General features: G+C 44.2%; 14 protein-coding genes. 8 read left to right on the top strand and 6 right to left on the bottom strand.

What is annotated here, in order from left to right; all coding sequences use genetic code 11:
* Positions 1-74: 74 nt before the first annotated feature.
* From bamE to nadK, 5 genes are all read right to left on the bottom strand, one after another.
* Positions 75-434, bottom strand: a complete 360-nt coding sequence (gene bamE, locus BCT11_RS01945; RefSeq protein ID WP_038868775.1) for an outer membrane protein assembly factor BamE — start codon at positions 432-434, stop codon at positions 75-77.
* A 251-nt stretch (positions 435-685) separates the two neighbouring features.
* Positions 686-1,168 (bottom strand): GNAT family N-acetyltransferase, encoded by a 483-nt coding sequence (locus BCT11_RS01940; protein ID WP_042603930.1) that lies wholly within the window; start codon positions 1,166-1,168, stop codon positions 686-688.
* A gap of 21 nt (positions 1,169-1,189) precedes the next feature.
* Positions 1,190-2,854, bottom strand: coding sequence for a DNA repair protein RecN (gene recN, locus BCT11_RS01935; protein WP_039975384.1), 1,665 nt, complete (start codon positions 2,852-2,854; stop codon positions 1,190-1,192).
* A 168-nt stretch (positions 2,855-3,022) separates the two neighbouring features.
* Positions 3,023-4,210 carry a DUF3103 domain-containing protein gene (locus BCT11_RS01930; RefSeq protein WP_102386947.1) on the bottom strand — a complete coding sequence of 396 codons (1,188 nt, stop codon included), beginning with the start codon at positions 4,208-4,210 and terminating at the stop codon, positions 3,023-3,025.
* Between the two features lie 240 nt (positions 4,211-4,450).
* Positions 4,451-5,335, bottom strand: a complete 885-nt coding sequence (gene nadK / locus BCT11_RS01925) for an NAD(+) kinase (RefSeq protein ID WP_038868771.1) — start codon at positions 5,333-5,335, stop codon at positions 4,451-4,453.
* Between the two features lie 145 nt (positions 5,336-5,480).
* Here nadK and grpE point away from each other — a divergent pair, with 145 nt between their 5' ends.
* From grpE to dnaJ, 4 genes are all read left to right on the top strand, one after another.
* Entirely contained in the window at positions 5,481-6,077 is a 597-nt protein-coding gene (gene grpE / locus BCT11_RS01920; protein WP_038868770.1) for a nucleotide exchange factor GrpE, read from the top strand.
* A gap of 421 nt (positions 6,078-6,498) precedes the next feature.
* Positions 6,499-7,773: a dicarboxylate/amino acid:cation symporter gene (locus BCT11_RS01915; RefSeq protein ID WP_038868768.1), complete on the top strand. Its 1,275-nt coding sequence runs from the start codon at positions 6,499-6,501 to the stop codon at positions 7,771-7,773.
* Positions 7,774-8,092: 319 nt separating this feature from the next.
* Entirely contained in the window at positions 8,093-10,009 is a 1,917-nt protein-coding gene (gene dnaK / locus BCT11_RS01910) for a molecular chaperone DnaK (RefSeq protein ID WP_038868767.1), read from the top strand.
* A gap of 201 nt (positions 10,010-10,210) precedes the next feature.
* Positions 10,211-11,359: a molecular chaperone DnaJ gene (dnaJ, locus tag BCT11_RS01905; RefSeq protein ID WP_038868766.1), complete on the top strand. Its 1,149-nt coding sequence runs from the start codon at positions 10,211-10,213 to the stop codon at positions 11,357-11,359.
* A gap of 89 nt (positions 11,360-11,448) precedes the next feature.
* Here the strand turns inward: dnaJ and BCT11_RS01900 are convergent, their stop codons facing one another.
* On the bottom strand, positions 11,449-11,886 hold the full coding sequence (locus tag BCT11_RS01900) for a type IV pilin protein (RefSeq protein WP_038868765.1): 438 nt from the start codon (positions 11,884-11,886) through the stop codon (positions 11,449-11,451).
* A 103-nt stretch (positions 11,887-11,989) separates the two neighbouring features.
* Between BCT11_RS01900 and BCT11_RS01895 the strand changes: the two genes are divergently transcribed.
* The 4 genes from BCT11_RS01895 to BCT11_RS01880 are packed head-to-tail and all read left to right on the top strand — an operon-like array spanning position 11,990 to position 14,838.
* Positions 11,990-12,505 carry a GspH/FimT family pseudopilin gene (locus BCT11_RS01895; protein WP_039975389.1) on the top strand — a complete coding sequence of 172 codons (516 nt, stop codon included), beginning with the start codon at positions 11,990-11,992 and terminating at the stop codon, positions 12,503-12,505.
* A gap of 11 nt (positions 12,506-12,516) precedes the next feature.
* Entirely contained in the window at positions 12,517-13,143 is a 627-nt protein-coding gene (locus BCT11_RS01890; protein WP_039975391.1) for a hypothetical protein, read from the top strand.
* Positions 13,143-14,438, top strand: coding sequence for a hypothetical protein (locus BCT11_RS01885; RefSeq protein WP_102386945.1), 1,296 nt, complete (start codon positions 13,143-13,145; stop codon positions 14,436-14,438). Before BCT11_RS01890 ends, BCT11_RS01885 begins: the two co-directional genes overlap by 1 nt.
* Entirely contained in the window at positions 14,428-14,838 is a 411-nt protein-coding gene (locus BCT11_RS01880) for a prepilin-type N-terminal cleavage/methylation domain-containing protein (RefSeq protein ID WP_039975394.1), read from the top strand. The genes BCT11_RS01885 and BCT11_RS01880 overlap by 11 nt, the downstream gene beginning before the upstream one ends.
* Positions 14,839-14,913: the final 75 nt, after the last annotated feature.

Here is a 14,913-nt window from a genome sequence, read left to right as displayed (position 1 = left end):
CCGCTTATCCGCGATGAACCATAAAAAAGCCTCCGACGAGGAGGCTTTGAGAATTCTGTGAAAATAAAGACGGGCTACTGAATCTTCTCGTAAAAGGCATCACTTTTCGGGTAGTCGCCAGTCAGATCGGCTAACGTACCTTGGTCATTGAATTGAACAACCAGATCTTTTTGCACAGGTTCACCGTGCCCAGGAGTGTGATGGTAAATGTAGTACCAAGTATTTGGGTAGCCATTTTCAACCAACATAGGCGAACCAAGAACGTAGCGAACTTGTGCTTTAGTCATTCCAAACTTTAATTTATCAACCGCACTTTGTTCTACATAGTTGCCTTGGTTGATATCAATACGATAAACCAGTTTTTCCAATACCGAACATCCTGTCAGCAAAGTCATTGCTAATGGTACGGCAACTAACCACTTCTTTAATTGCATAATAATTTCTTAGTAACCTTTAAAATACTGCGCTGATAATAAACAAGCTCGACGCAGATGTAAAAAGCTATGCGTCGTATGGTAGAAAATCTGACAACGAATTTTGAGTTGAGTTGCATTTATTCGCTGATATTAGACGATAACTGGCGGAACATGACTCATCAAGCATGTTGTGTGCTTTTTATGATATGGGATTTAAGAGATCGCCTGCAATAATTCGTGATGGCGACTACTGTTGGTCGTGCGTTGCATTATTGCGGGAGGGAAAATGCTTTGAGCGTTTCACCTTCAAACCGATAATATTCTTTTTCAACAAGGTGTGCTGCACCTATGGAGCGGTAAAATTGACCAGCGATAGGATTGGTGTTTTCTGCTGTCCAATCAAGTCTTTGGCAACCCGAGGTAACTGCTAGGGTCGCTAAATGTTTCATTAGTTGAATACCAACGCCTTTTCCTCTCGCGATTGAAGAAACGAAGAGATCCTTCATGTACATTTGGCCGGAAAGTTTAGGGGCAGGGTACATCACTGTGTAAGACGCAAAACCAATAATAGAGTCGTGCTCATAAGCTGCGATGATTTTGATACTAGAATGCTCAGAGAAGACTTGGTGCTTTAGATAGTGCGTCAATTCATTCTCTGATGCGGCGTCCTCTTTGAAGTAATAGCATTCTAACTCAATAAAAAGAGGGACGAGCTCTAAACAGTTTTCTTTGTTGATGGCTTTGATATCCATTTCTCATCCCTTGTTGAATGGTTAAGCCGCGATGAGTAATTCTTTTGCGTTGGCTAATGTTGAGTCGGTAATTTGGCTTCCGCCCAATAAACGAGCGAGTTCTGCCACACGCTGTTGTTCATCTAGGGCATGCATTTTTGTTTCGGTTTGCCCACTCTTGGTGTGTTTAGCAACAAACATTTGTTGATGACCACAGCCAGCAACTTGCGGTAAGTGGGTTACACACATCACTTGAGTCGACTCGCCTAACTTGCGCAGCATCTTACCGACAACCGCAGCCGTTGGGCCGCTGATACCGACATCCACTTCATCGAAGATCAAGCTTGGCGTATCCACTTTTTGTGCGGTGATAACTTGTATTGCTAGCGAGATACGTGATAGCTCACCACCTGATGCGACTTTAGCGATAGGTTGTAATGGCTGACCTGGGTTGGTTGAGACCAAGAAACACACACTGTCCATACCCAATGGAGATGGGTGGAGGTTTTCGTTGTTTACCTCGATGCTGAATACCGCTTTCTCCATGCTCAATTCGTGCATGCTTTGCGTGATAAGTTTGTTCAGCTCTTTTGCGTAACGGCTACGTGACTTGTGCAGCTTCTCTGCTTGAGTTAAGAAGCTTTGGTATTTCTGTTCTACTTCTTGAGCGAGTTCATCCAGACGCTCGTCAGAGCAATCTAATGCTTCGATTTGTGCAAGAAGATCTTGGTGATGTTGGTATAGCTCATCGGGCATAACATGGTGTTTGCGAGCCATCGACATCACTTTAGAAAAACGTTCTTCGACATAAGCCATGCGACCGGGATCGACATCAATGCCATCTAGGTAGCTGCGAAGTTCGTTTTTGGTTTCTTCTAGCTGGATCATTGCCTCTGCCAGCATGTTTGGCAATTCAGCTAACTTCTCATCCAATTCGGCTAACTGGATTAGGGAGTGATTGGCCGATTGCAAAATACCAAGCGCATTGACTTCTTCACCTTCGTAAATAAGTTCGAGGGCTTGCTGACAGGTAGTGGCGAGTTCACCACTATTGGACAGTCGTTTGTGCTCTTGCTCGAGCTCTGCGAATTCTTCTTCACCTAGCGATAACTCATTCAGTTCTTTAATTTGGTATTCAAGCAACTGTTTTTGGGCCTGATTTTGCTGGCTGTTCTCTTTTAGTTGCTTAAGGTTGTTGTCTGCTTGACGCCAATGCTGGTAAGCACTGCGTGTGCTTTTTAGTAGGTTTAAATGTCCAGCATATTGGTCCAGCATGGCCATTTGATGCTCGCTCTTCATCAACTGATGATGCGCGTGCTGTCCATGGATGTTGATCAATAACTGCCCAAGAGATTTGAGTTGTGAAAGAGGGACTGGGCTGCCATTGATAAAGGCTCTAGAACGGCCTTCTTTCGTGATGATGCGACGCAAGATACATTCGCTGCCATCCAGCAGGTCGTTATCTTCTAGCCAACGCGTTGCGTGTAGATTGTTGTCCAGTAAAAAGGCGGCGCTGACTTCTGTTTTCTCTTCGCCTTGTCGTACCATGCCTGCATCGGCACGCCCGCCTAAACAAAGACCTAATGCGTCAATTGCAATAGATTTACCTGCACCTGTTTCACCAGTGATGGTGGTCATGCCCTTTGAAAGCTCGAGCTGTAAAGACTTAACAATCGCAAAATTATTAACACTTAGATGAGCCAGCATTTTTATTTACCTGTATAACTGAACAATACTGTATAAGAAAACAGTATATACTGTTTCTTTATACAGTAAAGGTGGCTGCTGGATTTTTTGTAGGAAGAAGGTATTTTTTGTGATGGTGAAGAGAAAAATAGGCCGAGCAAATGCAACGACCTATTAAAATTGAACAAGTTACGGTCGAGTTGGGTTAATTGTGAGCGGCTCAAACGTTGCCACAGCATTAACCCCTGCTCCAGGATGGTCGACATAGGAAGTGTCTTGCATCAGGGTGTAATACACATCGATAAAATCGTCATCGTTAGTGAGTGCGCCATCCGGAATCGCATCGATAATTTTGTTGGTGATCTGAGGAATAATGGCATAGGCCTGAACTTCGGGATCTGGAATTGCCTTCAGGACTTCTTCTGCAACCTGAACAAGCAGTTTGGCTAACTGTTTGTAATCGGTGCCGTCATCTTGCTCCATTAAGACGATATCCGCCGCCCCCCAACGGTAACGAGACCAGTGAATGATGATTTGGTTGGGTAAGTAGGTGGTGTTGTCGTAATCCAAATAAGGTAGCTCGACGAGATCCAAAGTGGGTTCATCACGCGTAGGGTTTACACCTGTGACAATGGCGTAGATTTCAGCTTTTCCTGAAATCCAAGGCTCTTGGTCATTGGCAAGACGAATCTTCTTCAAAACCGTAGTTTGAATTGGTTGAGGTGTACTTTCTGTGTGGGAGAAAAGAGATTTTTGAGCCTTTGCGATGTCAGTCATATAGGGTTGGACCATGGTTGCTTGCCCAAGCTTGCTCATTTCTGCCTGCATAGCCTGTAGCCCAGCTTTTAGCTCTGCAGAGCTGTTGCTGTCGACAACCAATACAGGCACGTCTGGAAGTTGATAGACATCGAGTTGGTGGACTTGGCCATAAACATCGTAAGCTTCGATGTATTGCCACTGCTCATCATCCCCTGTTGGTTCGAAAGCAAAGAGTGGGTCGACGGCCCCTTCTTGCCACACGCCGAGCATTTCTTCATTTGCAAGTCGAACTTCAAGCAATTGATCGGAGTATTCAGAGATGCCTTTCCACGCTCGAATTTGTGTATCGGCTTGTATGAGTTGTTGGCTAAATGCTGATAAAGGTTTCTGTTCGGCGAATGAGGAAAGGGGGACATTAATGTGTTCGGCAGTGATGTCTTTGCGCAGCATGGGTTCTATGTTGGCATAACTTTCGCTGAGTTGCAGAGCTAGTGTCCGCTTGGTATTCGAGATGTCCTCGGCTTTTGCGTTTGATATATCGGTAACCTTTGCCTCCTCAGATTGACAGCCAGCAAGCGCTAACGTACTGAGAACGGACAATATCATTGTTTTTTTCATAATGTGCCCTTTGAGATAATAAGTATGAATTAGAGTTTATATTCTATTCATACTGAGAATATCATCAGTCGGACACCTTTCAATTTGAGCTCAGAATTTTGTATAAAATTTACCCACAAGATCAAGTTTTATAAAATTAAATTTAACAAGGAATTAATCTGTGTCGCCTTGGGTGGGGATGAAATTGGAGTTAATGAGAGCATAGAAAAAAGGTTGATGCCTTCACATCAACCTTTCTTGTTAAAACAATTTGCTTGACCAACCGAGCTTGTTTCTTAGCACGTGGTAGTAGCTGTAGTCTTTTGGGTGGATCAGTTTAAGTACATTCGGGCTTTGATAAATATGAACTTCATCGCCTGGAGAAACCGGTAGTGAAACTTGTCCATCACAACTGACTTCTTGCGTACCGCGGTTTTCTGGTGACACGATCAATTTAATGCGTCGTTTTCCATCAACCACTAAAGGACGGCTTGAAAGGGTGTGAGGAAACATCGGAACCAAAGAGATTGCATTCAAGCTTGGCGACAAGATAGGACCACCACCGGAAAGGGAATAAGCGGTTGAACCTGTTGGAGTTGAAACGATTAAACCGTCGGCGCGCAGCGAAAACGCAAAACTGTCATCAATGTAAACTTCAAACTCGATCATATGTGCGACTTGACCAGGGTGAAGTACTGCTTCATTTAGGGCGGCATTGTGGCTTTTAATCTGGCCATGACGATGCACTTCGGCCTCAAGTAAAAATCGCTCTTCTTCAATATATTCGCCATTCAGAACGGCTTTCAATGCCGTTTTGAAATCATCGGGGTTAAGGTCCGTTAGGAAACCAAGGTTACCTCGGTTCACACCGATCACTGCGACATCAAAGCGAGATAAAATGCGAGCTGCGCCTAACATGTTGCCATCGCCTCCAACGACAATAGCAAGATCGGCGTTTTTACCAAGTTCCACTAGGCTGGCAAATTGATTTTGTGGAATATCGTCTAAAATTGCAGCAAGGCGGTCATCGATAAACACTTGGTAACCTTCAGAGGTTAACCATTGGTAAAGCTCTCTATGAGTTTGAATAGCCTGCTGATCTCGAGGTTTTCCGATAATCGCGATCACGTTACATGGGTTTTTCATAGCATTTCCGCATTAAAGAGGCTTGAATCAGGAATCTTCATCCCCATAATAATGGCAAGTTACCTAAATATGCGAATTTTAATGTGGTTAGAGCCCGCAAAACGTGCGTAAGCTTTGAGGACATTATGTTGATTCTGGAGATATCATGAGCAACGAAGAAAACAAAGTTACTGAAGCCGAGCTTGATCAGATCATCGAAGAGGCTGAGAAAGTAGAGGCAGCAGCTCAAGAAGCAGAAGCGGAACTTGAAGACATTGGTGATGAAAAAGACGCTAAGATTGCTCAACTAGAAGCAGCACTTCTATCAAGTGAAACGAAAGTGAAAGATCAGCAAGATGCCGTTCTACGTTCTAAAGCAGAAGTAGAAAACATGCGTCGTCGTACAGAGCAAGAAATTGATAAAGCGCGTAAATACGCTTTGAACAAGTTTGCTGAAGAGCTTCTTCCTGTTATCGACAACCTAGAGCGTGCTATCCAAGCTGCTGATGCTGAGCATGAAGTGGTTAAGCCAATTCTTGAAGGTGTTGAGCTAACGCATAAGACGTTTGTAGACGCAGTATCGAAATTTGGTTTGAAAGAGATCAATCCAGAAGGTGAAGCTTTCAACCCTGAATTCCATCAAGCGATGTCTATCCAAGAAAGCCCTGACCATGAGTCAAATACCGTTATGTTCGTAATGCAAAAAGGTTACGAGCTAAACGGTCGCGTGGTACGTCCTGCAATGGTTATGGTTGCAAAATAATTCAGTAACCTACTGATATATATTTATTTAAATGCCCACTGGTTCTCAGTGGGCATTTTTGTTTCAAACATTGTCATTCTCATATTCACTCCTCTGAATATGAGCTAAATTTCGAAATTTGATCCTCTTCAAACTTTTTCCTATTGGCAAATAATTTTCCTATAGGAGATATCCTCTCTTTATCTTGCTTACTTATGGGATGCTGTGTCTATAAGTACCTGTTATGACTTGTCTTCAAAATAAAATTCTGAATATCAATCTAGAACTGGTGATTTACTTTTAATGTTAGTTATTAACATTTCTGTAAAGAAAGCCTTTATTTTGTAACTCCGATGTGTATTATTCGCGAGGTCTGCCGTAAAAATTAGCAGATGTAACTATAAAAATATAAATAGCAAACACAACATTTCGGAGATTTATGATGGATAAATCGCTTTCTAGTAAGATTTTTATCGGCTTGTTCGCCGGCCTCGTGCTGGGTACAGCTATTCAGTACTTATTTAGCGGTATTGCGATTTTTGATACCTATATTCTAGGTGCAGCAGAAGGTGCGGGCGGCATGTTCGTTTCGCTGATTAAACTTCTGGTTGTTCCTCTGGTTTATGTATCAATTGTATGTGGCATTGTGGAACTTAAAGACATTCGTTCTTTTGGTCGCTTGGGTGGTAAAACTTTTACTCTTTACATTTTAAATACCGTCGTCGCGATCATTGCTGCTCTTACTGTTGCTATGATTGTTCAGCCTGGCGCAGGTGCAAACCTTGCGGGTACGATTTCTGATTCTGTGGCGCTTAAGTCAACAGAAACACCAGACATCTTCTCTATGGTTGTGAACATTGTTCCAAGCAACCCTGTACAAGCGTTTGCAAATGGCGACATGCTACAAATCATCTTTATGGCAATTCTGACAGGTCTTGCAATTCAAGCGCTTGATTCAAAAGGCGGCCCTGCGGTTCGTACTTTTAAGATGGCGAACGAAATCATGATGAAACTGATTGGTCTCGTAATGAGCTTAGCGCCATACGGTGTATTTGCTCTGATGATTCAACTTGGTGCAACCTTGGATGCGGGTACGCTTGCATCAGTAGCCGGTTACGTTGCTCTTGTGGTTTCAATGCTAGTGCTTTGGATCTTCGTGGTTTACCCTCTAGCGGTTCAAATGTTCACGGGTATTTCTGCGCGCGAGTTCTCTCGTAAGACGCGTGAACAAGTGTTGTTCTCTCTATCTACAGCAAGTTCAAATGCGACGATCCCAGTAACGATGCGTACTCTTACTGACAAGATTGGTGTGTCTAAGTCGGTAGCTGGTTTTGGTGTACCACTAGGTGCAACTATGAACATGGCAGGTGCTTCAATCTACATCGCAATCGCAGCGGTATTCTGTGCAAACGCGTTTGGTCAGCCTATTGCGGTATCTGACCTAGTGACTCTAGGCTTCACGGTTCTGCTACTGTCTATCGGTGCTGGCGGTGTTCCTGGCGGCGGTGTAGTGATGGTTGGTGTTATCCTTCACCAATTGGGTCTACCACCAGAAGGTCTAGCAATCGTTGCAGCGGTTGATCGTATTAACGATATGTTCTGTACATCATCTAACGTAGTCGGCGATACAGCAGTAAACACGATTGTTGCTAAGTCTGAAGGCGAGATTGGTAAAGAAGAAATCGTGGATGCTGAACCAGCACAAGCGAGTGCGTAATTCTTAATCGCTCACTTAATCGAATTCACAGCGAGGTCTTAGGGCCTCGCTTTTTCTTTTTAAGAGACGCTTCGCTTCGGGAACGGACTTCGTCCTATGGAACGCTGCGCTTCGAGATTCCAACATCCCGCTTTTTGCACAACTTTTTTCAATTTTTTTTGCTCTTTCCCTTGAAAAGCCATTTGCAGCCCTTATCTATTGGGCATAAGAGAAGCAAACATAATTATTTTTGTTTGTGAGCAAGGGTTGAAACCCGATTCTACGTCCCCACATAGGGGATATAGCAAAACGAAAATAGAATTTATTCGGAGATAGCCTGATGGGTAAAATCATTGGTATTGACTTAGGTACTACTAACTCATGTGTTGCTGTACTAGACGGCGACAAACCTCGTGTAATTGAAAACGCTGAAGGCGAACGCACAACGGCATCGGTTGTTGCATATACCGATGGTGAAACGCTAGTAGGTCAACCTGCAAAACGTCAAGCGGTTACAAACCCAACTAACACGCTATTTGCAATTAAGCGTCTAATTGGTCGTCGCTTTGAAGATGAAGAAGTTCAGCGTGATATCGAAATCATGCCTTACAAAATCGTTAAGGCTGACAACGGTGACGCTTGGGTAGAAGCGCAAGGCCAAAAAATGGCTGCTCCTCAAGTTTCTGCTGAAATCTTGAAAAAAATGAAGAAAACTGCTGAAGACTTCCTAGGTGAGGAAGTAACTGGCGCAGTTATCACAGTTCCTGCTTACTTTAACGATGCTCAACGTCAAGCAACAAAAGACGCTGGCCGTATCGCAGGTCTAGAAGTTAAACGTATCATCAACGAGCCAACAGCGGCTGCTCTAGCATACGGCCTAGACAAGTCAGGCGGCGACCGCACTATTGCGGTATACGACCTTGGTGGTGGTACATTCGATATCTCTATCATCGAAATCGATGAAGTTGAAGGCGAGAAAACTTTCGAAGTTCTAGCAACTAACGGTGACACTCACCTTGGTGGTGAAGACTTTGATACACGTCTAATCAACTACCTAGTTGACGAATTCAACAAAGAGCAAGGTATCAACCTTAAGAACGATCCACTAGCGATGCAACGTGTTAAAGAAGCAGCAGAAAAAGCGAAAATTGAGCTTTCTTCTACTTCTCAAACTGACGTAAACCTACCTTACGTGACTGCAGACGCGACTGGTCCTAAGCACATGAACGTGAAAGTGACTCGTGCGAAACTAGAATCTCTCGTTGAAGACCTAGTACAACGTTCTCTTGAGCCACTAAAAGTTGCTCTAGCTGACGCTGACCTATCTGTAAACGACATCACTGACGTAATCCTAGTTGGTGGTCAGACTCGTATGCCTATGGTTCAAGCGAAGGTTGCTGAGTTCTTCGGTAAAGAAGCTCGCCGCGACGTAAACCCTGATGAAGCAGTAGCAATGGGTGCTGCAGTTCAAGGCGGTGTACTTGCAGGTGAAGTAAAAGACGTACTTCTACTAGACGTAACACCACTGTCTCTAGGTATTGAGACAATGGGCGGTGTAATGACTAAGCTAGTTGAGAAAAACACAACTATCCCAACTAAAGCGAACCAAGTTTTCTCTACAGCAGAAGACAACCAGAATGCGGTAACAATCCATGTTCTTCAAGGTGAGCGTAAGCAAGCGTCATACAACAAGTCTCTAGGTCAATTCAACCTAGAAGGCATTCAAGCTGCGCCTCGTGGTATGCCACAAATCGAAGTAACTTTCGACCTAGATGCTGACGGTATCCTTCACGTATCTGCGAAAGATAAGTCAACAGGTAAAGAACAGAAGATCACTATCCAAGCTTCTGGCGGCCTAAGCGACGAAGACATCGAGAAAATGGTTCAAGAAGCAGAAGCTAACAAAGAAGCGGACAAAAAGTTCGAAGAGCTAGCGGCTGCACGTAACCAAGCTGACCAAATGATTCACGGTACTCGTAAGCAAGTAGAAGAAGCTGGTGAAGCACTACCTGCAGATGAGAAAGAGAAGATTGAAGCAGCTATCGCTGAGCTTGAAACTGCTCGTAAGGGTGATGACAAAGAAGCAATCGATGCGAAAGTTCAAGCGCTTATGACTGCAGCTCAAAAGCTAATGGAAATCGCTCAACAACAAGCTCAAGCTCAACAAGCACAAGGTGCTGACGCTGATGCTCAACAGTCTAAAGAAGACGACGTAGTTGATGCTGAGTTCGAAGAAGTTAAAGACGACAAGAAATAAGCTTTCTTAACTAGGCGACCACGGTCGCCTAGAGTCGATAAGACTTTGTGTACGGGCGTTTGGGGTAACTCTTACGCCCGTCTGTTTGTCAACGTTGTCCTTCTAGCTAAGTATTTTGCAATAAGTGCACTTAGCTAGAATGATACAAACACCAAGCGGTGAATCGATGCCGTTTGCAGTAAATAATTGGTGACGAAGAACATGTCAAAACGTGATTTTTACGAAGTATTAGGCGTAAGCCGTGATGCCTCTGAGCGCGATATTAAAAAGGCGTACAAGCGTCTAGCGATGAAATACCACCCAGACCGTAACCAGGGTGATGAGTCTGCTGCGGACAAGTTTAAAGAAGTAAAAGAAGCGTACGAAATTCTAACTGAGCCTCAAAAGAAAGCGGCTTACGACCAGTATGGTCATGCGGCTTTTGAACAAGGCGGTGGCGGCTTCGGCGGCGGCGGTTTTGGTGGCGGTGGCGCTGATTTCGGCGACATCTTCGGTGATGTATTTGGTGATATCTTTGGCGGCGGCCGTCGTGGTGGTGGTCAGCAGCGAGCACAACGTGGTGCGGACCTGCGTTACAACATGGAACTATCGTTAGAAGAAGCCGTTCGCGGTGTTTCTAAAGAGATCGAAGTGCCTACGCTAGTCCACTGTGATACCTGTGATGGCAGTGGCGCGAAGAAAGGCTCAACGGCTGAAACTTGTGGCACCTGTCATGGCCATGGTCAAGTACAGATGCGTCAAGGCTTCTTCGCAGTTCAACAAACCTGTCCTACCTGTCATGGTAAAGGCAAGATCATCAAAGACCCATGTAATGAATGTCATGGTCAAGGTCGCAAACAGAAAACGAAAACGCTTAACGTTAAGATCCCAGCAGGTGTTGATACTGGCGACCGTATTCGTCTATCTGGCGAAGGCGAAGCAGGAGAAATGGGCGCACCAGCGGGTGACCTATATGTTCAAGTTCATGTAAGAGAGCACCATATTTTCGAACGTGAAGGTAACAACCTGTACTGTGAAGTACCAGTAAGCTTTGCAATGGCAGCACTTGGTGGTGAAGTTGAAGTTCCTACGCTAGATGGTCGTGTGAACCTTAAAGTACCGACAGAAACGCAAACTGGCCGTATGTTCCGTATGCGTGGTAAAGGTGTGAAAGGCGTTCGTGGCGGCGGTGTTGGTGACCTAATCGTTAAGCTAGTGGTTGAGACACCTGTTAACCTAAGCTCTCGCCAAAAAGAACTGCTTAAAGAGTTTGATGAGTCTTGTGGTGGTGATGCTGCGACTAAGCACAAACCAAAATCAGAAGGTTTCTTCAATGGTGTGAAGAAGTTCTTTGATGACTTAACTAGCTAATTGCTGACTAAGTTAAAATTTAATAAGAAGCCCGCATCAATGCGGGCTTTTTCGTATCTGTTTTCTTGTCGCCAGAGAAGGCGGCTTGATCAGTTCCAGCACTCGCTTGGCGATTCAATATTGGTTGAAGTGAGTGTTATTTTTTTATCTTGGTCGCTAGGAAAGCAACTGTCCCCATCTTGCCCACGATCAGATTTCGCGGTTGCCGTAATTGTGTATGCCACTGTTGCTGAACTTGCGACAGCAAAGGAGAAACGGTCTGTGTCCGAATCGCAGATCGTACAACTACCTCCAGATATAATCCCGCTCCAGTCATAGCCACCGTTGTAAGATGTTTCGAGCTCCAACTGAATGCGGCTAATATCACTCAACGCGACCGTTCTATGCGATGTGATCGTATGACCTGAGTAAGATGGATAAGCAATAGCTGCAATGATCCCAACAATCACGACTGCAATCAGTAATTCGATCAATGTCATCCCTCTTAATCGTCTGTTGTATCCGTTACAACTAGAAATTCGAATCATGACGAGTAGTTCCCTTTTCACTTTTCCGACTATTTTTCTCAGGTGATAGCATCTGTGCAAGATGAATTACGGCCCTCTCGCCGTTTGCATAGGAATTTGGGAAATGCCTCGCGGGTTTACGTTGCTGGAGCTCTTAATCACCATTGCTGTAATGAGCATATTGTTAGCTGCTGCGGCACCATCTTTTCAAAATGTGTTTGAAACCAACAAAATGCAGCGATTAGCAGATGAGCTGCATGGTTTTGTTATTCAGGGGAAATCTGAAGCAGTATTGCGTCGTGAGCGACTTTGGGCGCATATCATCATGTCTGGAAACTCATCGAGCGATGGTGATTGGCGCATTGAATTAACTGACAATGGAACCGAAGGTGCTGGGACCGTATTGTTTTCTTTTTCTGGCGTTCCCTATGACGGGATAGTCGTCACACCTAGTTATTCGTCTGGTCAAATAAGCTTTGATGATGTTCATGGTCGCCCTTCTTCGGGCAATATCCAATTCTATCCGATTGGAGAAGCTGCAAAAGCGCTTAAGCTTATTTCCCACACACTTTCCGCCCGTGTTCGAGTATGCAGTGATAACAACTCAACTGAATACTTTGGCTATTCCACTTGCTCTTAGTAAGGGTTGATATGTTAAAGCAAAAAGGGGCGAGCCTCGTTGAGTTTATGATTGCGTCCTCTTTGGGGCTCATTTCTCTCGCTATTGTTGGTTCGCTGTATATCAGCGGTCAAAAGGCTGCAATGGAGCGCTCCAAGGAACTGATGCTATTGCAAAATACAGCCAGCGTTTTACAGATGTTGAGGAACGACATTCAACGCGCTGGGTTCGATGGTATTGATGGTAACTCCGTGAAGATTTCAGGAGCCAGTAATACTATCTACACCCTTGATGCTCCGGGTATGGGGCTTATTGCTTACGCCTACAATATCGGGGTTTCCGGAGCGACGGCTTTGTATAAAAACGTTGTATATGAACAACGTGTTGATACACCAGAATCTCTGTTTGTATGTGAAAAAAAACAAACAACGATCTGGAGTGTAGCTGATGTCATCGCTCTATCTGGAACGGGATCATGTAACACGCTTTTTGATAAGAAAGCGATTCATGTGAATCAATTTACGTTGGCCGCGGCTACGGTAAAAAATACCGACGCCGAGACTGCAATGGTAACGGTTACGTTAGGGACAGAGTTAAAAGATGCGACTGATATTCGAACAGAGCAGTCGTTTACAGTGAAGCAAAGGAATTGGCAGTAATGAGAAAACAGCAAGGTGCCGCCGCGTTATTGGTCGTCAGTGTGTTGCTTGTTGCAGCGCTGATGATGTCACTAGGAAGCTATAAATCCCTTTTTTATCAAATTAAGCGAGCAAACAACCAAATTGAAGCTCGACAAGAACATTGGTTAGCTGAGGGGGGAGTAGAGTGTTTCTATTCTTTAGTTCAAAGTACAGGTGATGTTTCTTCTGCAACGTCACTAATTTCAAACCGATGTGAAACACCGTTAGACCTGCATCAACTAACTTTAGAACCCGACAATAAGGTGCTAAGTCAGCCCGTTGCGAGTTCTAGCCGAACCATTGAAAAGCAACTAGTTCTATCTCGTGGAAGAGCTTCTGGAGCACTAAAAAGTAGCACTGATTTATATGTGAATGGCAGCTCTGCTTTTTCGACACCAGATCCTGGAGAGTTAGTCGGTAGTGGGTGGGAATGTGTGGCTATTCGCTATAAAAATGCTTTCCATTCTCGAGCTGGGGCGACTAATCAAGGGGTTATCCATGGCTCAGCGCCTTATGCAGATTTTGTTCACAACAACATAGATTGTAAATCTGAGCATAAGAGTGTCACTGCTTCTGACTCTGGCTATGGTGAGGACTTTATTCAAGATGCAGATCTAGAGCCATTTTTCGACATTTTTAGAGAGCAGCGTAGTAATTGGGATTCTGTGAAGTCTGACTGGGGTTTTACTGCGATTGATTACGATGATTCAACCAATCAAATTGTTACCGATTGTGGAAAGAAAGTTGGGGAGCAAATTTCAGCAGGTAAAACTCATATTTGGGTGACTGGGTCCTGTGAGTTTACTTCCTCGAAAAAGAATAGCTCTGGAGGTTATGAGAATGATTCTGATGGGGTACCAATCAAAGGTGGCATTGATTATCTCAACGAAGCCTTTGATGCAACAGGAGAAGCTCCAATATTACTCTTGGTTCAAGATGGTATCTTCGCTGTACATGGCTCTATGACTTTCCCCGGTATGCTTTATCAACTCACAACCAACTCACTTACAGGGTTGGATACACATTGGGATTTATTCGAGGCCAAAGATCACTTTGGAGATGCGGCTAACTTTCCCACGCTTGCTTTAGATAAAGTCGTTTACCTCCAACGCGGTTCCTTTAGTTTTTCGGGTGGACAAGTGTTAGATAGCCCTGGTTATAGTGCTTATTTTGTTAACTCTCTAAATTTTGCATACAACCGAGATAACATCGATGAGGTAGTTGATCCGATTATTAACTTCCGTTGGAAAAAAGGCTCTTGGAATGATCTCTAAACAACAAGGTTTTAGCTTAATCGAAGTGCTGATTTCTTTTCTGTTATTGGGAATCGGAGCGCTTGGTCTAACAAAGTTGCAAATCTACATGGAGCGTAAATCAGAATATGCTATCCACAGTATTGAAGCGCTGCGTTTAGCTGAAAATCAGCTCGAATGGTTTAGGACTCGCGGGGCTTCTGATGCGCTTTCTACCATCTCTACCGCTTCCTTTGCTTCGATTGCAACAGGATCTTCTGCTACGGGAGCCTATACCGTGGAATGGGAAGTTCCGGCGGCGACAGTCTCTGGATCATTAAAGACCATCATTGTGACCTCCAGCTGGCAAGACCGCATGGGGGAGACGCAATCCCTTGAGTTGAAAACAATGATTTCGCAGTACAGTGAATTCGAAAACTAACGATTTTGTATTTTTCTCGTCATTACCTTTGTCGTTAACATTTGTGCTTTTTATTGCTGTTTTTGGTAGTTAATA

The organism is Vibrio sp. 10N.222.52.B12 (assembly GCF_002875385.1).
In the GTDB taxonomy this organism is placed as follows: Bacteria; Pseudomonadota; Gammaproteobacteria; order Enterobacterales; family Vibrionaceae; genus Vibrio; species Vibrio jasicida.
The sequence above is the reverse complement of the archived record's forward strand: the minus strand, read 5'-3'. Positions and strand labels throughout refer to the sequence as shown.